The following is a 19,076-nucleotide window of genomic DNA, read 5'->3' as shown; positions in this document are numbered from 1 at the left end:
CTGGATCTCTTGGGATGAGCCACGAACTTTTACTGCAAGGAGCTAAATAGCTCCTGCGCGCCGGCTTCATCCCACAAGACGACGTTGCCCACCGCGGTATCCATGAACCCACCAATGGGAATGGTTTGGGTTTCCACACCTGACGACATGGCCAAAGCCACGCGCGCCAGGTGCCACACGTGATCATCTTCGTTGACCATGAAGGACTGGGACGTGTGGTTGATCAGGGAAATGGCGCGGAAAGGATTGATCAGGGTCGCCGGCGAGGTGATCTTATCCAACAGGGCAGCGAAGAATTCACGCTGGCGCTGCACACGATCCAAATCACCTTGGGCGGTAGCGCGCGTGCGGACATAACCTAGGGCATCGGGGCCTTCTAAGTCCTGGCAACCGGCAGCAAGATCAATCCCAGCGAGTGGGTCAGTGATGGGTTCTTCCACACAGATTTCTACGCCACCGACGGAATCGACGACATTAGCAAGACCACCCATGCCGATTTCCGCATAGTGATCAATGCCCAACCCGGTTGCCTGTTCCACGGTTTGTGCCAGCAACTGAGGGCCACCGTAGGTAAAGGCCGCGTTGATTTTATCTTCGCCAAAGCCGGGGACATTGACGTAGCTATCACGTGGGATAGAGACCAACTGGGCATCGCCGGACCGAGGAATGTGCAACAGCATGATGGTGTCGGTACGGCCCACGCCGACATCGCCGCCGACGCCTAGCTCATTTTGGTCTTCTTCACTCAAACCTTGGCGGGAATCAGAGCCGACCAAGAGCCAGTTCGTGCCTGAGCCGCTGGAGGCGTTGCCCGGGGGAAGTGCATCTGTGCGCGAAAGTCGTGAATCTGTCCAAAACACAAAAAGCACCAGAGAAATGATTAAGGCAATAACAATCCAGCCGGCGCAGCCGAAAAAGCGCTTGACGGGATTGCCACGTTTGCGCCGTGCACCACCGCGACGCGGCCGGGTACCAGGGCCGTTAGCACTGCCCGTGCCACGACGACCGGGAGCACCGACTTGACCAGCGCCTTGGAACTGACGTTGCACAGGAGCACCTTGAGCAGGTGGCATCTGCTGGCGCGGACGTGACTGTGCCGCCCCAGCGCCAGCAGCACCCGCTGCTCCCGCTGCGCCTGCCGCGCCGGCTGTACCCGCAGCGCGATTGTTGCGGGAGGCCTGAACATGCGGGCCGATATCGAAACGCGTGGGTTCCGGCTTACGGGGGTTGACCGCGCGAAAAGACCCAGGAGACGGTGCTTGTGATGCGGGGCCTTGCGAGGCGCGGCCTTGCGATGAGGGGCGCTGTGACCGGTTGCCCGCATCGCGGCGCATGACCGGGCGACCATAGCGATCCCGCAGGGGATGTCCGTCGGATCCGAGGACATAACGGGAGGAATCACCACCCGAAGAACTATTGCTTGCCGATCGTTCGCCGGCACGGCGCGATTCGCGGTGTGGGTCGCGGTCGGAAGAATTCATGGTTTAAGACTACAAGGCTCGCGCCGCAATTTTGAACCACGTTGGGTCCAGGTGGCAGATTACAGGCCAAAGATGGAGAGATCTCCAAGTAAGGAATAACCGACAAAAGCTACGGCATCAATGAGAAAATGCGCAATTACCAGCGGCCATACCCGGCCCGTGCGGTGATAGAAGTAGCAAAAGACGATTCCCATCACGATATTGCCAAACCCGGCGGATACTCCTTGGTACAGGTGATAAGAACCGCGCAGCAGTGAAGAAGCAGCGATGGTGGCAGGTAGCGACCACCGAAGGTGCTTGAGGCGGGTCATCAGCCACATCACCACTACGATTTCCTCACCAAAGGCATTCGCGCCGGACCATAACAGCAGGGCAGGGGCTTCGACCCAGGCATTATCAAAAGCTGTGGGAATGACTTCCTTGGACAACCCAAAGTGGACGGCAAAGAGATATAGGACAAGGCCGGGAATGCCGATCAGCGCCGCGAGGCCCGCACCCGCACCCAAGTCTTTGAGCCGAGGCCGTTGCAGGTGAATGCCGGAACCAGCGAGCAAAAACAAAGCGAGCGCGCCATAGGCAAAGAGCACTCCGGCAGAACACAGCTGTAAGGCAATATCGAGCCACGCCAAATCCGATTGCGGCGCGTTGAGCGTGACGGATTGCTCATTCAACGGTGCAGGATCCAACAGGGAATCCACCAAGCGCAAAATAGCGCGCACGCCGGAAATACCAAAGGTAATGGCCAAGACAATGAGAATCTCTGCGCGGATGCGCTGCGAGGAATTCAAAACGCTCATGAGGACATGAAACCTTAGACGTGAAGTATTGACGCGAGGTGAAGAAGCTCAGCATCCTTTAACGTGATTGAGCCTACTTGAACTCCAACGGGAGCCTGCGAGTCGACCGTCCACGGAACAGAGATAGCAGGCAACTGCGCGACATTAAACAGCGAACCCCACGGCGACCAGCGGGTTTGTTCCATAAAGTTGTCGTCGTGGTCCAAGGCCAAAAAGGTACCAACCGGTGGCGGGGTATAAGCCAGCATTGGAGTGACGATGGCATCAACACCCCAGCAATCCGCGAGGAGGCGGGGAAGGCCATGGGCGTGGCGATGGGCATCGATAAGCATGTGCTCCGAGACCTTTAAACCCTGCTGGCGTACCCATTCGAAATACCCCTCACCGGCTGCCATACCCGCCAGACGGGAAGTAAAAATATGCCGGAAGGATTCAAACGTCACATCGGCGATGGGATAAGGCTCAATAGCTTCGACCGGGTAACCCGCCGCAGACAAGTGCGCCGCTGCCTCATCGACGGCGCGAAGATGCCGGGGATCCACGCGGGTATTGGCAAAAAGTGGCTGCTTGAGCACACCAATGCGCGCCGGCGTCGAGCGCGGGGTGATGTCATGCAAAAAGGCGGCATCAGCAACGCTGCGCGTGATAAACCCCGAAACGCCTAGGTCCGTACCGGAAGGCTTGAAACCCACCACGCCGCACGCAGCCGCCGGCACGCGCAGCGAACCACCGCCATCGGAACCTTGGGCAGCACGCAGCAAACCACGCGCCACCTGCACCGCGGCCCCACCGGAAGAGCCACCTGGAGTCGCGCCGGGGTGCAGCGGGTTGACCGGGTGCGGCATATCAACCGGCTCTGTATCCACGCGCAAACCCAGCTCGGGCGTGGAGGACTTGCCGATAATCAGCGCACCCTCATCTTGTAAATCCTGAAGGAAACCATCTGTCGTCTCCGCGTTATACGCGCGGTGCTTGGCACCTTTGGAGGTGGGCATGCCGGCGACGTCATTGAGATCTTTGGCGGATAATATCCACCCCGATAACCGGCCGTGGGCAGTCGGGGTGCGTGCGAGATCCACGTAGGTAAAGCCATGTTCCTGCGGCGTGAGCCCTGCTAAATCACGCGCTAGTTGCTCGATGCTAAACCTTGAATCCATACCCAACTACGTTAGTGGTTTAGATTAGAGGGCATGACTTCAACCGTAGCTTTCTTAGGGCCAGCAGGAACTTTTACCGAGGCAGCGTTGGTTGCTTTTGAAAACATGGGCGCTGTCAGTGATGTCACCCAGCTGCCCGTCAATTCCCCGTCCGAGGCTTTTCAGGCTGTTCGCGAAGGCCGCGCGGATTTTGCGTGCGTGGCCATTGAAAATTCCGTAGATGGCGCGGTGACCACTACTTTTGATGCGTTTACCGAGGGCGAGGCGCTGCAGGTCTACCAGGAAGTGGACTTGGAGGTAGCTTTTGCCATCATGGTCAAAAAGGGCATTTCGCTTGACGATGTCTCCACGATCGCCACCCACCCCGTTGCCTACCAGCAAGTCCGTGGCTGGTTGGCGGAGAATATTCCGGATGTAAAGTTCCAACCTGCGTCTTCTAATGGTGCAGCGGCGGAATTAGTAGCGCGCGGGGAAGTAGATGCTGCGGCTGCGCCAGAACGCGCGGCGGAGATTTTTGACCTGGATGTGGTGGCGTCGTCCGTAGCGGATGTGCAAGGTGCGACGACAAGGTTTGTACTCGTTGGCGCGCCGGGCAAGCCCACTCCGCGCACGGGCACGGATCGCACCTCCGTGGTCTTTACCGTCCCGCATGAACCTGGCTCTTTGGCGAGCATCTTGCAAGAATTCGCCTACCGCAACCTAGATATGTTGCGTATTGAATCCCGGCCGACGCGTAAGAAATTTGGAACCTATCGTTTCTTCGTGGACTTGGCTGGCCATATTGAAGATGACCCGGTGGCCGAAGCGCTGCGCGCGCTGTGGTTGCGCACTGATGACCTGCGTTTTATTGGTTCCTGGCCGGCGGCGGGCCAGACTGGTCCGCAGCTTGATACCACCGAATTTGATAACGCCACCGCCTGGGTAGCGCGGGTGCGTGAGGGTCGCTAGGTTGGAGGCTATGACTGGACGAATTATCTTATTGCGCCACGGCCAAACTTTTTCCAATGTGGAAGGCTTTTTGGATACTCGTCCACCCGGCGCCGAGCTCACTGAGCGCGGCCGCGAGCAGGCGGCCGATGTTGGCCGTGAACTGGCGCTTTTAACCGGCGCGGCCAATGGCCAGCAGGGTAGCCTGCGTGGGTTTGTCAGCTCGATTGCCCTGCGCGCGCAACAAACCGCCATGTTGGCAGCGCGTTCGTTGGAAGAATCTGCGGATCTGCCCTCTGGCGCCGTCGATGTAGAGGTGCGCACCGGAATACATGAAATCTTTACCGGTGATTATGAGATGTCTAATTCCGAAGACGCGCACCGTGAATATTCCACCGCACTGCGCGGCTGGCTTGATGGTGATAAGGAAGCGCGCTGCCCAGGCGGCGAATCCTACGTCGAGGTCCTAGACCGCTACCAGCCGGTGGTAGAAGATATTGCCGCCGGCCTAGGCGATGATGAAGATGTCGTGGTGGTCTCCCACGGCGCGGCGATTCGCGTGGTCGCCACCCACGCCTCGGGTATCGACGCCGACTTTGCCTTTACCGGCTACCTGCAAAATTGCCGCTTTGTGGTGCTCGAGCCACGTGGCCAGGAATTTGGCCAGTGGACGATTACCCGTTGGGCAGATACTGAAGTAGACCACTAGCAGTTTCTCCACGGTTTTCTTGGTGCCTCATCGTTTCTACGGTGGGGCTTTTTCGTGTCTGGGGGTGGGGTCAATACCCCCGCGTTATCGCGGTGACCAGTAGAGATTGCGCGGAATTTCCGCCATGCTTTCGGAATTGTTCAACAAACGATTAGGATGTTGCGCATCACATTTAACTGCGGCCTCCATCACGAAAGAGAGATTCCGTGAGTACCGAAACAGAATCATTGGCCAAGAAGCCACCGCGCGGCTTAGGTGCCATGGCGGGCGCCATGTTCCTCATGGCTACCTCCGCCATCGGCCCGGGCTTTTTGACCCAAACCTCCGTCTTTACCGTCCAGATGGGCGCGTCCTTTGCTTTCGCCATCCTGCTGAGCATCCTCGTCGACATCGCTATCCAGCTCAACGTGTGGCGCGTGCTGTGTGTCTCCGGCATGCGCGCCAACGAACTCGGCAATACCGTTCTGCCCGGGTTGGGCTGGTTCCTCGCCGTCTTAGTATTCGTGGGCGGCATGGTCTTTAACATCGGCAATATTGCAGGTACCGGCCTGGGCCTAAACGCGATGCTGGGCATTGATGCCCGCATCGGTGGCGTTATTGCCGCGGCCATCGCGATTTTCATTTTCTTATCCAAGCGCGCTGGTGTCGCCCTTGACCGCATTGTGGCGGTACTTGGTGCCATCATGATCTTGCTCATGCTGTACGTGGCCATTGTTTCCCAGCCACCGCTGGGCGAGGCCTTGAAGAACACCGTGATGCCAGAACAGATCGACTTCTTCGTCATCACCACGCTCATTGGCGGCACCGTGGGTGGCTATATCACCTTCGCTGGTGCACACCGCCTGATTGACTCCGGCCTGTCTGGGCCTGAGCACGTTAAAGACATCACGACCACCTCTGTGCTCGGTGTGGTCATTACCGGCGTCATGCGCGTCTTGCTCTTCTTAGCCGTTCTCGGTGTCGTGGCAACGGGTGTGACGCTGTCCGAAGATAACACCGCTGCCGATGCCTTCTTCCACGCCGCTGGCGAATTTGGTCTACGTGCATTTGGCGTCGTGCTTTTTGCCGCTGGTTTGTCCTCGGTCATCGGCGCGTCCTATACCTCGATTTCCTTTGTGACCACGCAGAAGGTCGCGCCGCGCACGCGCAACATGCTCACCGTGGGCTTCATCTTGATCTGTGCGGTGCTCTTTGTCATCTTGAACTCGGCACCTCAAAAGCTGCTGATTTTCGCTGGCGCCTTCAACGGCATCATCTTGCCTATCGCCTTCGCGATGGTGATGTGGGTGGCGTTTAAATGGCGCGACCTCATGCAGGGTGTTAAGCACCCCATCTGGCTGCTTGTTGCAGGTTCACTAGCATTGGTTCTAGAAATCTATATTGGCGTAAAGTCTTTCTCTTCGATCGTGGATATGTGGGTATAAACATGCAACCAGCACAGATGACAGCCGCTGAAGTGCGCGAGCTTGCGCGCACTCAGCATATGACCACCACCTCGGGCTACGCGGCCGGATACATGCAGGCTAACCTCTTGGCGGTTTCGCAAGAATACGCCTTTGACTTCCTGCTTTTTGCCCAGCGCAATCCGAAGTCCTGCCCGATTGTGGGCGTGTTGGAAGCGGGCGAGTACAGCTCAGAGCTTCTACCAGGAGGCGATATCCGCACCGATATTCCCAGCTACCGGATTTTCAAAGACGGCGAGCTAGTGGACTCGGTGGAGGACGCCACCGAATATTGGGACGATGACATGGTCGGGTTTTTGATCGGCTGTTCCTTTACCTTTGAAACCGCCTTGGTGGATAACGGCATCCGGCTCGAGCACATCGAGCAAGGACGCAATGTGGCGATGTATAAGACTTCTATCCCATGCGCACCCGCCGGAGTATTTTCCGGGCCGATGGTGGTCTCCATGCGTCCGCTGCCCGCGAACCAAGTCGCGGATGCCGTGCGCATTACCTCTCGCTACCCCTCGGTGCATGGCGCGCCGGTGCACGTGGGTAACCCAGAGGAGATCGGCATTACTGACCTGTCCGCGCCGGATTTCGGCGAGGCAGTAGAGATTCCCGAAGGCTATATCCCTGTCTTTTGGGCCTGCGGTGTCACCCCGCAAGCAGCAGTGATGGATTCACGCCCTCGTGTGGCTATTACTCATGAGCCCGGGAAAATGCTGGTCACGGATGCACGGGATAACCAGTATCAGGTGCCTTAACGCCTAGAGCACGAACCGAATGGCGTTATACGCTTTCAAGAGGCTGTCGCGGGAGACCGTGGCAGCCTCTTCGCGCTCTCCGGCTGCGATTAACGTCGCCAGACGGACATTGCTATCAATGTAGTCATAGTGGATCTCCGGCAGGCGGGGCAGAACCAACAAGAAGGTCAGGCGCATGCGGGCCAGGAGGTTTTGCATTTGCTCGTCTAGGGTTGCAGAACCCAGCGAGGCAACGAGCGCGCGGTGAAAGCGCTGATTGATATTTGATACCGCTTGCGGGTCACCACTATCCGCATAGCGGCGCGCAGATGAGGTCAACTCTACAAGGCGTTCTGCCGCAGGGAATTCTCCCCACAGCACACCGGCGTGCTCCAGCGCCATGCGCGCGAGGTAGAGGTCTTTGACATACTCCGTATCAGGAACGGCGATAAAGACTCCGCGGTGCGGAATACGCTCGACGAGTCTTTCCGACGCCAGTTCCGTAAACGCCTCCCGCAAGGTATTTCGGGAGCACTCGAAGCGTTCCGCAGCTTTGACTTCGCTGAGCTGTTGGCCAGGTTGGAACTCTCCGGCGGAGATCGCATCACGGAGCGCTGCTGCGACGGACTGAGAAAGCATAGGAGAAGTGTAACCAACCGGGAAATGACTAATGCAACAGCGGTCGAAAAGCTAGGAGATAGTAGCCATCACGGTGGACGTGCTCAGGCGATCGCCGACCTGCGCCACCAGCTTGATGGTACCGCTGCGAGGAGCTTTGACCGCGGATTCCATCTTCATGGCCTCAACGGTGGCGATCTCGTCGCCTTCGTTGACTTCATCGCCATCCGCGACGTTCCAGTCCACGAGGTTGGCTTCGAAATTCGAGAACACATCCCCATCGTTGGCGCTGTCGGAAGCTCTCGCGGAGGCGTTGTCAGAGCCTTCAGACGGTGCAATGGAGCGCAGGAAGTCCATCGGCACGCCAACATTTAATAACTTGCCATCGATTTCTACGGCGATGGTGCGACGGGGTGCATAGACCTCTTCGACTTTCTCGACCTGGGTGGCCGCAGCTGGGCGGTAGTTTTGGTCGACCCAGTCGGTGTACACGCCCAGCTCATCACCGATAAGGGCAGGCTCTTCCAGCATGTCGCGGTGAAACGGCAGCACGGTACGCACACCGGAGATCTCAAATTCCCGCAGCGCGTGACGTGCACGCGAGATGGCTACCTCGCGGGTAGGCCCCCATACTACGAGCTTGGCAATCAAGGAATCGTAGTACGGCGGAATAATGGAGCCGGAACGCACGGCAGAATCCACGCGGATGCCAGGGCCTGTCGGAGGCTCAAAGCTGACGATGGTGCCTGGGCACGGGGCAAAACCATTGAGGATATCTTCGGCGTTGATGCGGAACTCGAAGGCATGGCCATTCGATGCCGGGTCTTCGGTAAAGGACAGCGGTTCACCAGCGGCGATGCGAATCTGTTCCGCAATAACATCCACTCCGGTGACAGCCTCAGTGACTGGGTGCTCGACCTGCACGCGGGTGTTGACCTCCAGGAAGGAGATGGTGCCGTCTTCGGAAACGATGAACTCTACGGTGCCCGCACCGGTGTAGCCTACCTTGGAGCAAATCGACCGGGCGCCTTCGATGATGCCGTCGCGTTGGGCATCGCTAAGCGATGGCGCCGGGGCCTCCTCAATCAGCTTTTGGAAACGGCGCTGCGTGGAGCAGTCGCGGGTGCCAAGCACGGCTACTGTGCCGTGGGTATCTGCGAGCACCTGAGCCTCGACGTGGCGTGGGTGCGTGAGGAATTTTTCGACGTAGCATTCTGCGCGGCCGAAAGCCTCCATGGCTTCACGGCCGGCGGAATTGAAGGCACTTTCGATGTCATCGATATTGTGCACGACCTTTAGCCCGCGGCCGCCGCCGCCATAAGCTGCTTTAATCGCGATGGGAAGGCCGTGTTCTTCGGCGAACTCGCGGGCTTGCTGCCAATCGTCGATAGGATCTGAAGTACCTGGTGCCAGCGGTGCTCCGACCTCTTCTGCCACCCGGCGGGCGGCAATCTTATCTCCCAAGAGCTCGATGGCCTCGGGTTGAGGACCTACCCAAATCATGCCGGCGTCGATGACCGCGCGTGCGAAATCGGCGTTTTCCGACAGGAAGCCGTAACCGGGGTGAATAGCATCAGCTCCGGCGCGGACTGCGATATCTAAGAGCGCGGGGATATTCATGTAGGTATCGGTTGCGGAGTTACCGGGAAGCGCAAAAGCTTCATCGGCGACTTGGGTGTGCAGGGCACCTGCGTCCGTTTCGGAGTAGATGGCAACGGACTTAATGCCCAGGTCACGAGCTACCCGCGCGATGCGGACGGCGATTTCACCGCGATTGGCAATGAGAATAGTTTTAATCTTCATATCTATTTTCCCTCTACTTTGAAGCGCACGCTGGATCCTGGTGGCAGCTGAGCGGCAATATCAATATCTTCTTCTAAAACGGTGGCGATGACGGGGTAACCGCCGGTGACTGCGTGATCACGAAGGAAAAGCACGGGTTCGCCATTGGGTGGAATCTGGACTGAGCCTGCGACCATGCCTTCAGACGGCAATTCACCGGTGACTACGCGCTCGATGGTGAGGTCCGAATTCAGGCGCAGACCGACGCGGTTCGAGGAGGAACTGACCGTCCATTCCGTATCTAAGAACTGCTGTACGTGCTCGCCAAACCAGTCATCGCGGGGTCCGAGCACACACCGCAAGGTGGCAGTGGTTGTGCCGGATTCATCGTGGCTTACTCGCAACGGGTTGATGAGCCGGCCGTCAGTCATGCCGCTGGAGCGCGGCAGGACTCCGAGGATGTCTCCGGCTTGCACTGGGGCGGGGCCGAGACCGGAGAGGACATCGGTGGCGGAAGAGCCGAGCTCAGAGTCGGCGATCAAGCCGCCGCGTACGGCAATGTAATTGCGCATGCCATAGGAAGCGGGTTCGATGCGGACGGTTTGACCTGCTGTTACCAGTACGGGCCGGGCGAGTTGCACCCGCATTTGGCCGAGGTAGACCCGTGATGCCGCGCCGGTGACGCAAACGACGGTGTCGCTGAGTGCTTTAAGTTCCATGCCGCCGATATTTTCCAGCACGGTGGATTGGCGGGGATTGCCCACGGCAATATTGGCAGTTGCTGCCGATGCTTGATCAGCAGCGCCCGACGGGGTGACACCCAGATCGCCAAACCCGGGGCGTCCTAGGTCTTGAAATAACGTCAAAAGCCCGGCGTCGAGCACTTCCATGCGTGGCAGACGCGCCGGGGAGCGCCGTGGCGTGGAGTCGGCGTCGTATACCTCGGGCAGAGATTGTACTGCCCGGTAGCGAACGCGATCTCCTGGTTGTACCAGCGCCGGTGGCTCTGCCAGGGAATCCCACATCGGGGTGTTCGTGGTGCCTAAAAGCTGCCATCCGCCGGGTGATTTCCGCGGATAGACGGCGGAGAAGTTACCAGCGATGGCGACCGCACCAGCGGGCACTGCAGTGCGCGGGGTAGGGCGGCGTGGAATTTCTAAGGCCTGCGCGGGATCAGAGGGGGCACAGTAGCTAAACCCAGGGGCGAAGCCACCAAAAGCTGCGGTCCATTCCGTCGAGGTATGCCACTCAATCAAAGCTTCGCGGGACATGCCTTGGGACTGCGCGACGTCGTCGAGATCTTCGCCGTCATAAAGCACATCGATATCTACCGTGCGTGCTTCCGACTTCGTCGCGGACGGCGGGGTGAAACCTTGCAAGTACTCCGAAGCTGCTCGGGTGGAGTCAGGCGTGGCGAAGGTCAGCAACACGGTGGTGGCTGCAGCGATGCAGTCGACCTGATTTTTTAACGGCCGCGACGACAGTGCCGCATGGTAATCCATGACCTGGTTGAGATCCTCGAGCTCTAAGAGCAAAGCGCGAGTGCCCACGGGATAAATCTGCATTAGACAAAGCTCCGGATCGCAATCTCGCGGCGACCTAATTCCGCGACGACTTCGCGCAGTAGGTTCACCGAACCGGGGGAATCACCATGGGTACACACGGATTGCGCATCGACGCTTAAAACGCTGCCATCAACGGCGGTAACAGAGCCGCGCTCGGCTACTTCCAGTACGCGAGCAACCACATCTTCCGGCGCGTGGAGAACCGCATTCGCCTCTCGACGGCTAACCAAGGTGCCATCCGGATTGTAATTGCGGTCGGCGAAGGCCTCGCGGATAACCGTCAACCCAGCCTTTTCCGCGACATCGACGGCCACGCCGCCTGGCAGAAGCATCACGGGCAGATCTCCGAAAGCCTTGATACCAGCGATGACAGCTTCTGCTTGGGCTTCGTGGTGGACAATGGTGTTGTACATTGCGCCGTGAGGCTTGACGTAGGAAATCTTGGTTCCGTTCGCCCGCGCGAGGGCGTCGAGAGCACCAATTTGGTAGGTGACTTCATCGACAAGCTCTGCGGGGTCGTAGTCAATAAAGCGGCGGCCGAAGGCTACTGGATCGTTGTACCCAGGGTGCGCGCCCACGGTCACGCCGGCCGCTGCTGCTGCCTTGAGCGTGGCTGCAATCGAGTGCGGGTCGCCGGCGTGGAAACCGGTGGCTACGTTGGCGGACGAGACCATTTCCAACATCGCTTGGTCATCGGCAACTGGGTTGCCCGCGGTGGTTTCACCTAAATCTGCGTTGAGATCAATGTGCACCGAAGTCATACTGCACCATCCCTAATGTTGTTGAACAATTAATGAGATCAGTGTAGCGCTAATCACGGCAATTTGTGAAGCCAGTTACTTTAAAGTTGTGGTGCAACTAGCCCCATCCGAGCCGGTGCAAGTCTTCTTCTTCGATGCCGAAGTAGTGTCCGAGCTCGTGAAAGACGGTGACCTCTACTTCGTGCGCCAATCGCTCTTCCGTGGCGCACATATTTTGCAGAGCGCCGCGGTAGATAAAAATGGCATCGGGTAAAAATCCCGTGTGGTCATGGGTGCGTTCTGTGAGTGAAACTCCCTCATAAAGACCTAAGATTCCCGGATTTTCCTCATTAAAGTCGCGCACCAAGATGACCAGATTGCGCATCTTGGCGACAAATTGGTCGGGGATTTTATCCAGCGCGTCATTGACCATTTCATCGAAGCGTTCTTCAGAAACATGCACCATTTAGAATCGGCCAATGCTTTCTTTGTTGGATTCCCTAGCTTTATTGCGCGGGCGCTGGTGCCGGTTCGTTCGGTGCGGGCTGATTATTGGAGTCACCGTCTTCCGAACCACGCAGGGGATTGCGCTCCGGCTGCTTTTCCGGAGGATTGCCGTTGATGGTCAGGCCATCGCGACCGTCGGTAGCAGTGCCCACGATGTCAGAGAAGGAGTTGCCATCTTTACCTGCGTGAATCAGCGAGCAGTTTACCGAACGCGTGCCGCCATTCCAGGAAGTCTCTGAAATTGTGCCCCAATAAGGCTGCAGCGTGGACTGGTAGAGCTTTTCTTCATCGCCGACGTAAGCAATGGCATCATCGGCGCAGCGCGAAGCCAAGAAATCATTTTGCTCTTCGACAGAAGGAGTCTCCTGTGGCATCTCTTCCCCGAGATTGACCACAGAGATGGTTTCCATCTGGTGGGGCTTTGCACAGTCGACAGTGCGCAGTACCTGGTCCTCACCGATCTCGCGGCACTCACCTGGTGCGGCAAGGTTGGCTTGATCTACTTCGGAAACGCGTCCCTCGGTGCGTTGCGGGATACCGTCTTCATTGGTGGTTTGCAGGCCACACAACATGGTGCGGTCGCCGTTTGCCCAAGCATCGGAAGGCGGCAAGATGGGTGCAATCGAGTACTTGCCCGCTGGGTCGAATTGGCCCTCGAGGTAGTTCAACGTCGAACCCTGGCAAAGTTCCTCGCGCAGTTGAGCCTGCCGTTCCATATTCGGCATCTCGGCTTCGGGGCCGAACTCACTGGTGGGGTAGATAGCCAAATTTTCTACCGTGGCAACTTCAAAGCGGTGTTGATCGCTACAGTCAGTGACATTGAAGTTGGAGAAGCTGCCATCACTGCCAACATCCCAGGTGACGCAATCGCCCGCGCTTGCTTCAGTAAACGGCGTGGCGCTGTCACCCGGGGAGGGAGTGGACGTGGTGGTGTTGATGACGTCGGAGTCGGCAGCAATCTGCGCGGCATTGCCGCTGACATAATCGTAAGTGCCCATAAAAGCCGCGGCACAAGCAGCAGCGACAAGTGCAATGCGTGATGCGGCCGCGGATCTCCAGGCCTTCGATTTGCTTGCATTAGTCATAAGAAACCTCAGTTTAGCCGACCATCCGGTACAGTCTAGAATTCCAGCGCGCGACCAATTCGGGTGGACAATCGGTAACGGTCAGTGCGATATACAGATGAACACCACTCTACGGGCTTATCACCAGAGCTGGAATACCTAATGATGTGCAAAAGTGGTGCGCCGACGACAACATCGAGAAGCGATGCAACTTCTTCATCTGCGGAAACCGCGGTCACGGTTTGATCTGCCCCGGAAATTGGCAGGTCAAAGTCGTTTTCCAAAATGGAGTAGACGGAGTTATAGACGTCATTTTCTAACAGCGTCGGGGCCAACTCGGAGTTATACCAACCGTCATCAATGGAATACGGCTCGCCATCACCTAAGCGCAAACGGCGCAGATGAATGTGCGGAACCGTCTCATCGGTGTCAAAAAACTTATTCACATCCGCGGGAGCTGTGGCGCGTCCCGAGAGCAAGATTCGCGAACTAGCAGAGACATCCTGCGCGCCCATCTCATCGGAAAAAGACGCCAAGTGAAGCCGAGATACCAGTGGATTGGGCGCAACGAACGTGCCCTTGCCGCGTACTCGGCGAAGCCTGCCCGCAGCAACGAGATCACCAATCGCGCGGCGAACCGTAATTCGGGATACCCCGTAAAACTCTTCTAAAAGCCGTTCACCAGGCAGGGGATCGCCAGGTCTTAGCGTGCTGCGACATACTTCAGCCAGGATTTCGCGAAGCTGGGCATGTTTGGGAGTTGGCCCATCAACTATTTCCCTTTGAGGCAGAATCGGCGCTGTGGACATGGAACCATCCTAAGCCTCTGGTTATGACCACTGCAAGCACTTGGTGCCTGAAGGAAACAATCGGGCTTCGGGCTGGTGGTTGTAACGGTGGCTTGGATCTAGGTGCGGTAGGATTAGCGCCGTGATTGATCTTAAATTCCTCCGTGAATCCCCTGATGTCGTTCGTGCCTCCCAGGTCACCCGTGGTGAGGATCCGCAGTTGGTGGACCAGCTGCTGGAAGCTGACGCCGCGCGTCGATCTGCGATCTTGGCTGCTGATGAGCTGCGCGCCGAGCAAAAGGCCTTCGGTAAAAAGATTGGTCAAGCATCTCCGGAGGAGCGCCCAGCCCTGCTGGAAGGCTCAAATGAGTTAAAGACAAAGGTCAAAGAAGCAGAAGAAGCTCAGCGCGAAGCTGAGCAGCAGGTAGAAACCCTGCAATACAAGCTTTCCAACGTAGTAGAAGGCGCACCAGCCGGTGGCGAAGACGACTTCATCGTCTTAGAGCACTACGGCGAAAAGCCAGAGTTTGATTTTGAGCCGAAAGACCACCTGGAACTGGGCGAGTCTTTAGGTCTGATTGATACCAAGCGTGGCGCCAAGATTGGCGGCGCACGCTTTTACTACCTCACTGGTGACGGTGCTTTCCTGCAGCTGAGCATGATGGTCTTGGCCGCACAAAAGGCACGCGCTGCTGGCTTTAGCTTGATGATTCCACCGGTGCTGGTACGTCCAGAGATTATGGCCGGCACTGGTTTCTTAGGTGATCACTCGGATGAAATCTACTACCTCGAACGTGATGACCTCTACCTCGTGGGCACGTCTGAGGTAGCGCTTGCGGGTTACCACAAGGATGAAATCATCGACTTGTCCGAAGGCCCTATCCAATACGCCGGTTGGTCATCCTGTTTCCGCCGTGAAGCTGGTTCACACGGTAAGGACACCCGCGGTATCCTGCGCGTTCACCAGTTCGACAAGGTAGAAATGTTTACCTACTGCAAGCCGGAAGACGCGGAAAAGCAGCACCTGCAGCTGTTGAGCATGGAACGTGAGATGCTGGATGCGATGAATCTGCACTACCGCGTCATCGATGTCGCCGGTGGTGACTTGGGTGCTTCCGCGGCCCGCAAATACGACACGGAGGCCTGGGTTCCAACGCAAGGTACTTACCGCGAGCTCACTTCGACCTCGAATTGCACCACTTTCCAGGCGCGTCGTCTGCAAACTCGCTACCGCGATGAAAACGGCAAGACCCAAATCGCTGCGACGCTCAATGGCACCTTGGCTACGACACGTTGGTTGGTTGCAATTTTGGAAAATAACCAGCAGGCTGATGGCTCCGTCGTTATCCCAGAGGCACTGCGTCCAATGATGGGCAAAGACATTCTTGAGCCAATCAAGTAAATAGGTACCTTTTTCTCCGGGCACACAGAAAGTTAAACAGGAAACGTCATGGTTAATTCGAATACCGCGCTGGAACTGCGCGAGCGCATTTTCTGGGTGCCCACGGATTTAGAACGACTGCCCACGCATAGGGAATGGAAAGAACGTCTCTATGCGGGGATTATTTCGCTAGCCCGCACCATCATGCAGGCGCAGGGTCTGCGCATTACCGTTTTGGGCGCAGAAAATATCCCTGCGGACGGTGGCGCGGTGTTAGCGATGAACCATACTGGCTATTATGACTTCATTTTAGGCGGCGTGCCTGCGTATTTACGCGGCAAGCGCATGGTGCGGTTTATGGCGAAGAAGGAGATCTTCGGCAATGCCTTCATTGCATGGCTGGGCAAGAAGATGAAGCATATCCCCGTGGACCGTTCCGCGGGTGGGTCATCGATCAATATCGCGGTGGAAGCTTTGCACGACGGTAACCTCGTGGGGATTTTCCCAGAGGCTACTATTTCCCGTTCTTTTGAAATCAAGGACATGAAAAATGGTGCGGCACGCATTGCCAATGCCGCCGATGTTCCGCTAATTCCGATGGTGTGCTGGGGTTCGCAGCGGATTTTCCCGAAGGGCGGTCAGAAAAACCTGGGGCGTTCCAAGACCCCCATCATCATGGTGGTCGGAGAACCAATTCCTACCACCGGGGATGCCGAGAAAGACATCGACGCCGTGTACTTCGCCATGAAATCCATGATGGAGCAGGCACGAGAGCTTTACGATGACCGCTTTGGCCCCTTCGAAGATGGCCTTGCCTGGCGTCCGGCCTCCATGAATGGCACTGCTCCTTCATTAGAAGAAGCCAACCGGATGGATGCCGCCGATCGTGCCGCACGCGCTGCGCGAAAAGCCAAAGAAGCCGAGCGTCAAGCAGCAATTGATGAGCGCAAGGCAGAAGATAAGCTTGCCAAGCGTGCACAAAAGCAATTGAAGAAGATGGCCAGTAGGGCCCGAAAGGACCAGAAATAGCCATGGATGCTCCGAAGTTCATTGCCTCGGATATTGATGGCACCTTCTTAAACCCGGAACACCGCGTTGTCTCCCGCAATCGGGATGTGGTCACGCGTGCCGTGCAATCCGGCGCACAATTCGCGCTGGCTACGGGCCGTCCGCACCGCTGGATTCAGCCCATTTTGGATCAGATTCCGTTGCGTCCTTTGTGCGTGACGTCCAATGGCGCAGTGGTCTATGACTCCGACCAGGACCGAATCCTGCGAGCTATCGAAATGGAATCGGAAGCTATGGACGAGATTGTCTCCACCGTGCAAGAAATCATGGTCCGCCACGGTGGGGCGTCGTTTGCGGTCGAACGCGCTGGTCTTTCTGCCCAAGATCCATTAGATGAGTTGTACGTCGTTGATGAAATCTATGCCGAACAAGGCCCATATGAAGGCTTCGGTGTGGCACCGGTGGAAGGCGTTGTCGCCCAGCCGGCAGTCAAGCTAATTATCCGCAATCCGGATCTGCAGTCTCAAGAGCTCTTCGATTTGATTAACCCCCACGTGGATCCAGAGTTAGCGCACGTAACCTTCTCCATTCCAGATGGGATGTTGGAAGTAGCCGCCCCGGGGATTTCCAAAGAAGTGGGCGTGGAGTTTTTAGCTAGCCATTATGGCATCGCGCAAAAGGATGTCATTGCCTTTGGCGATATGCCCAATGACATTGAGATGCTGGAATGGGCAGGCATTGGTGTTGCGATGGATAATGCGGTTCAAGCGGTGAAAGATGCCGCCGATATCGTCACGGTTTCTAATGATGAAGCAGGTGTAGCCCACGTACTTGAACGGTGGTTCTAATGGGAGGACAACGCTTAGTCGCAGCTCTTGACCAGGGCACGACATCGACCCGTTGCGTCATTGTGAATCACGATGGTGAGATCTGCGCCTCTGCTCAGTTCGAGCACAAGCAGATCATGCCGCGTCAGGGCTGGGTGGAGCATGATGCCACTGAGATTTGGTATAACGCTCGCCGCGCGGTTTCTGCCGCAATGGTGGAAGTGGACGGCACCCCGGATGATTTCGTGGCGTTTGGAATTACTAACCAGCGCGAAACTGCCGTGGTCTGGGATAAAAATACCGGTAAGCCCATCTACAACGCTATCGTGTGGCAAGATACCCGCACCTCACACGCTATTAATCCCGATGATAAGTGGTTAGACCGCACCGGCCTATTGGCCAATTCCTATCCCGCAGGTCCGAAGATCGCGTGGATTTTAGACAATGTCGATGGCGCCCGGAAGCGTGCAGAAGACGGGGAGCTGCTCGCTGGCACGATTGATACGTGGCTGCTGTGGAATCTTACCGGTGGGGCACGCAAGAGCCAGCGCAAGCAGGCGGTTCATCTGACCGATGTCACTAATGCTTCGCGCACCTTGCTCATGGACATTCGCACTTTGCAGTGGGATGAAGAGCTGTGCGAGGAAGTTGGAGTTCCGCTGTCGATACTGCCCGAGATTCGCCCGAGCATTGGCGATTTCGGAAACGTGCGCGCGGGCGGAGATCTCGGCAACGTACCGATTACTGGTGTGTTGGGCGATCAGCAGTCTGCGCTTTTTGGGCAAGCTGCCTTTAGCGAAGGTGAAGCCAAAAATACTTATGGCACGGGATTATTCATGCTGCTCAATACTGGTGAGCAGCCGCGCTGGTCTGATAATGGTTTGCTGACAACCGTCGCATTTCAGTGTGAAGGCCAAAAGCCGGTCTATGCACTAGAAGGAGCAGTAGCAGTAGGTGGATCGCTTATCCAGTGGTTACGAGACCAACTGGGAATTATCCCCGATGCCACCTCGAGCGAAAAGATTGCCGCCAAAGATAATGGCGGGGTATACATTGTTCCCGCATTCTCTGGTCTTTTTGCTCCGCGGTGGCGTCCGGATGCCCGCGGTGTCATCGTTGGGCTAACTCGCTTTGTCGACCGCACGCATATCGTGCGGGCAGCGCTGGAAGCAACGTGCTTTCAAACCCGAGAAGTCGTCGAAGCTATGGAAGCCGACTCTGGCATCGCTTTGACTTCTTTGCACGTCGATGGCGGCATGGTGGCTAATGAACTGCTCATGCAGCTGCAATCGGACATCTTAGACACCGAAGTCATCCGCCCTCGTGAGATTGAGACCACGGCGTTGGGTGCGGCTTTTGCTGCTGGCCTTGGTCAAGGTTTTTGGGAAGATTTGAATGCCTTAGAAGATTTGGTGGCGACTGATAAATCTTGGACTCCGAACATGGACGAAGAAGTCCGCGACCAGTTGTACGCGGACTGGAATAAAGCCGTTGAGCGCACCCTGGATTGGGAAGAGTAACCCTTCCGAGCCCAGGC

At 57.1% G+C, this 19,076-nt stretch carries 18 protein-coding genes; 8 read left to right on the top strand and 10 right to left on the bottom strand.

Annotated features, from left to right (window positions below; translation table 11 throughout):
- Positions 1-29: 29 nt before the first annotated feature.
- From CAMM_RS11910 to CAMM_RS11900, 3 genes are read right to left on the bottom strand one after another with little or no spacing between them, the layout of a single operon-like run.
- Entirely contained in the window at positions 30-1,481 is a 1,452-nt protein-coding gene (locus CAMM_RS11910; protein WP_040355622.1) for an LCP family protein, read from the bottom strand.
- Between the two features lie 59 nt (positions 1,482-1,540).
- The gene (locus CAMM_RS11905) at positions 1,541-2,278 is read right to left on the bottom strand and encodes a CPBP family intramembrane glutamic endopeptidase (protein WP_003847944.1); all 738 of its coding nucleotides are present in this window, start codon (positions 2,276-2,278) and stop codon (positions 1,541-1,543) included.
- A gap of 14 nt (positions 2,279-2,292) precedes the next feature.
- Positions 2,293-3,435, bottom strand: coding sequence for an amidase (locus CAMM_RS11900; protein WP_003847943.1), 1,143 nt, complete (start codon positions 3,433-3,435; stop codon positions 2,293-2,295).
- Positions 3,436-3,468: 33 nt separating this feature from the next.
- Here CAMM_RS11900 and pheA point away from each other — a divergent pair, with 33 nt between their 5' ends.
- The 4 genes from pheA (at position 3,469) to CAMM_RS11880 (ending at position 7,280) form a co-directional block, all read left to right on the top strand.
- Positions 3,469-4,383: a prephenate dehydratase gene (gene pheA / locus CAMM_RS11895; protein ID WP_003847942.1), complete on the top strand. Its 915-nt coding sequence runs from the start codon at positions 3,469-3,471 to the stop codon at positions 4,381-4,383.
- 10 nt (positions 4,384-4,393) lie between these two features.
- Positions 4,394-5,071: a histidine phosphatase family protein gene (locus CAMM_RS11890; RefSeq protein WP_040355620.1), complete on the top strand. Its 678-nt coding sequence runs from the start codon at positions 4,394-4,396 to the stop codon at positions 5,069-5,071.
- A gap of 260 nt (positions 5,072-5,331) precedes the next feature.
- On the top strand, positions 5,332-6,495 hold the full coding sequence (locus CAMM_RS11885) for an NRAMP family divalent metal transporter (protein ID WP_003847940.1): 1,164 nt from the start codon (positions 5,332-5,334) through the stop codon (positions 6,493-6,495).
- 17 nt (positions 6,496-6,512) lie between these two features.
- Positions 6,513-7,280: a putative hydro-lyase gene (locus CAMM_RS11880; protein ID WP_040355725.1), complete on the top strand. Its 768-nt coding sequence runs from the start codon at positions 6,513-6,515 to the stop codon at positions 7,278-7,280.
- 3 nt (positions 7,281-7,283) lie between these two features.
- On the opposite strand, the gene CAMM_RS11875 is transcribed toward CAMM_RS11880, so the two are convergent.
- The 7 genes from CAMM_RS11875 to CAMM_RS11845 all read right to left on the bottom strand — a co-directional run bounded on the left by CAMM_RS11875 (position 7,284) and on the right by CAMM_RS11845 (position 14,344).
- A complete protein-coding gene (locus CAMM_RS11875) occupies positions 7,284-7,898 on the bottom strand; it encodes a GntR family transcriptional regulator (protein ID WP_003847938.1) in 615 nt (204 codons plus the stop codon).
- 51 nt (positions 7,899-7,949) lie between these two features.
- Complete coding sequence (locus CAMM_RS11870) at positions 7,950-9,680, bottom strand: acetyl/propionyl/methylcrotonyl-CoA carboxylase subunit alpha (protein ID WP_003847937.1); 1,731 nt, start codon at positions 9,678-9,680, stop codon at positions 7,950-7,952.
- Between the two features lie 2 nt (positions 9,681-9,682).
- Positions 9,683-11,224, bottom strand: coding sequence for a 5-oxoprolinase subunit B/C family protein (locus CAMM_RS11865; protein WP_003847936.1), 1,542 nt, complete (start codon positions 11,222-11,224; stop codon positions 9,683-9,685).
- On the bottom strand, positions 11,224-11,985 hold the full coding sequence (locus tag CAMM_RS11860) for a 5-oxoprolinase subunit PxpA (RefSeq protein WP_003847935.1): 762 nt from the start codon (positions 11,983-11,985) through the stop codon (positions 11,224-11,226). The genes CAMM_RS11865 and CAMM_RS11860 overlap by 1 nt, the downstream gene beginning before the upstream one ends.
- A 97-nt stretch (positions 11,986-12,082) precedes the next feature.
- Complete coding sequence (locus tag CAMM_RS11855; protein WP_003847933.1) at positions 12,083-12,430, bottom strand: metallopeptidase family protein; 348 nt, start codon at positions 12,428-12,430, stop codon at positions 12,083-12,085.
- Positions 12,431-12,470: 40 nt separating this feature from the next.
- On the bottom strand, positions 12,471-13,556 hold the full coding sequence (locus CAMM_RS11850) for a septum formation family protein (RefSeq protein ID WP_003847932.1): 1,086 nt from the start codon (positions 13,554-13,556) through the stop codon (positions 12,471-12,473).
- Between the two features lie 35 nt (positions 13,557-13,591).
- Positions 13,592-14,344, bottom strand: coding sequence for a GntR family transcriptional regulator (locus tag CAMM_RS11845; protein ID WP_003847931.1), 753 nt, complete (start codon positions 14,342-14,344; stop codon positions 13,592-13,594).
- A gap of 121 nt (positions 14,345-14,465) precedes the next feature.
- Here CAMM_RS11845 and serS point away from each other — a divergent pair, with 121 nt between their 5' ends.
- The 4 genes from serS to glpK are packed head-to-tail and all read left to right on the top strand — an operon-like array spanning position 14,466 to position 19,059.
- The gene (gene serS, locus CAMM_RS11840; RefSeq protein ID WP_003847929.1) at positions 14,466-15,725 is read left to right on the top strand and encodes a serine--tRNA ligase; all 1,260 of its coding nucleotides are present in this window, start codon (positions 14,466-14,468) and stop codon (positions 15,723-15,725) included.
- A gap of 48 nt (positions 15,726-15,773) precedes the next feature.
- Positions 15,774-16,733 carry a lysophospholipid acyltransferase family protein gene (locus tag CAMM_RS11835; protein ID WP_003847927.1) on the top strand — a complete coding sequence of 320 codons (960 nt, stop codon included), beginning with the start codon at positions 15,774-15,776 and terminating at the stop codon, positions 16,731-16,733.
- Positions 16,734-16,735: 2 nt separating this feature from the next.
- The gene (locus CAMM_RS11830) at positions 16,736-17,560 is read left to right on the top strand and encodes a Cof-type HAD-IIB family hydrolase (protein ID WP_003847925.1); all 825 of its coding nucleotides are present in this window, start codon (positions 16,736-16,738) and stop codon (positions 17,558-17,560) included.
- Positions 17,560-19,059 carry a glycerol kinase GlpK gene (gene glpK / locus CAMM_RS11825; protein WP_003847924.1) on the top strand — a complete coding sequence of 500 codons (1,500 nt, stop codon included), beginning with the start codon at positions 17,560-17,562 and terminating at the stop codon, positions 19,057-19,059. The genes CAMM_RS11830 and glpK overlap by 1 nt, the downstream gene beginning before the upstream one ends.
- The last annotated feature ends 17 nt before the right edge of the window (positions 19,060-19,076 follow it).

Origin of the sequence: Corynebacterium ammoniagenes DSM 20306, from assembly GCF_001941425.1 — a bacterium.
Taxonomy (GTDB): domain Bacteria; phylum Actinomycetota; class Actinomycetes; order Mycobacteriales; family Mycobacteriaceae; genus Corynebacterium; species Corynebacterium ammoniagenes.
The sequence above is the reverse complement of the archived record's forward strand: the minus strand, read 5'-3'. Positions and strand labels throughout refer to the sequence as shown.

What these genes read in the sequence shown, in the direction of transcription:
- CAMM_RS11910 (WP_040355622.1), bottom strand. Translation starts at nt 1,481, where the DNA reads ATGAATTCTTCCGACCGCGACCCACACCGCGAATCGCGCCGTGCCGGC.
- CAMM_RS11905 (WP_003847944.1), bottom strand. Translation starts at nt 2,278, where the DNA reads ATGAGCGTTTTGAATTCCTCGCAGCGCATCCGCGCAGAGATTCTCATT.
- CAMM_RS11900 (WP_003847943.1), bottom strand. Translation starts at nt 3,435, where the DNA reads ATGGATTCAAGGTTTAGCATCGAGCAACTAGCGCGTGATTTAGCAGGG.
- pheA (WP_003847942.1), top strand. Translation starts at nt 3,469, where the DNA reads ATGACTTCAACCGTAGCTTTCTTAGGGCCAGCAGGAACTTTTACCGAG.
- CAMM_RS11890 (WP_040355620.1), top strand. Translation starts at nt 4,394, where the DNA reads ATGACTGGACGAATTATCTTATTGCGCCACGGCCAAACTTTTTCCAAT.
- CAMM_RS11885 (WP_003847940.1), top strand. Translation starts at nt 5,332, where the DNA reads ATGGCGGGCGCCATGTTCCTCATGGCTACCTCCGCCATCGGCCCGGGC.
- CAMM_RS11880 (WP_040355725.1), top strand. Translation starts at nt 6,513, where the DNA reads ATGACAGCCGCTGAAGTGCGCGAGCTTGCGCGCACTCAGCATATGACC.
- CAMM_RS11875 (WP_003847938.1), bottom strand. Translation starts at nt 7,898, where the DNA reads ATGCTTTCTCAGTCCGTCGCAGCAGCGCTCCGTGATGCGATCTCCGCC.
- CAMM_RS11870 (WP_003847937.1), bottom strand. Translation starts at nt 9,680, where the DNA reads ATGAAGATTAAAACTATTCTCATTGCCAATCGCGGTGAAATCGCCGTC.
- CAMM_RS11865 (WP_003847936.1), bottom strand. Translation starts at nt 11,224, where the DNA reads ATGCAGATTTATCCCGTGGGCACTCGCGCTTTGCTCTTAGAGCTCGAG.
- CAMM_RS11860 (WP_003847935.1), bottom strand. Translation starts at nt 11,985, where the DNA reads ATGACTTCGGTGCACATTGATCTCAACGCAGATTTAGGTGAAACCACC.
- CAMM_RS11855 (WP_003847933.1), bottom strand. Translation starts at nt 12,430, where the DNA reads ATGGTGCATGTTTCTGAAGAACGCTTCGATGAAATGGTCAATGACGCG.
- CAMM_RS11850 (WP_003847932.1), bottom strand. Translation starts at nt 13,556, where the DNA reads ATGACTAATGCAAGCAAATCGAAGGCCTGGAGATCCGCGGCCGCATCA.
- CAMM_RS11845 (WP_003847931.1), bottom strand. Translation starts at nt 14,344, where the DNA reads ATGTCCACAGCGCCGATTCTGCCTCAAAGGGAAATAGTTGATGGGCCA.
- CAMM_RS11835 (WP_003847927.1), top strand. Translation starts at nt 15,774, where the DNA reads ATGGTTAATTCGAATACCGCGCTGGAACTGCGCGAGCGCATTTTCTGG.
- CAMM_RS11830 (WP_003847925.1), top strand. Translation starts at nt 16,736, where the DNA reads ATGGATGCTCCGAAGTTCATTGCCTCGGATATTGATGGCACCTTCTTA.
- glpK (WP_003847924.1), top strand. Translation starts at nt 17,560, where the DNA reads ATGGGAGGACAACGCTTAGTCGCAGCTCTTGACCAGGGCACGACATCG.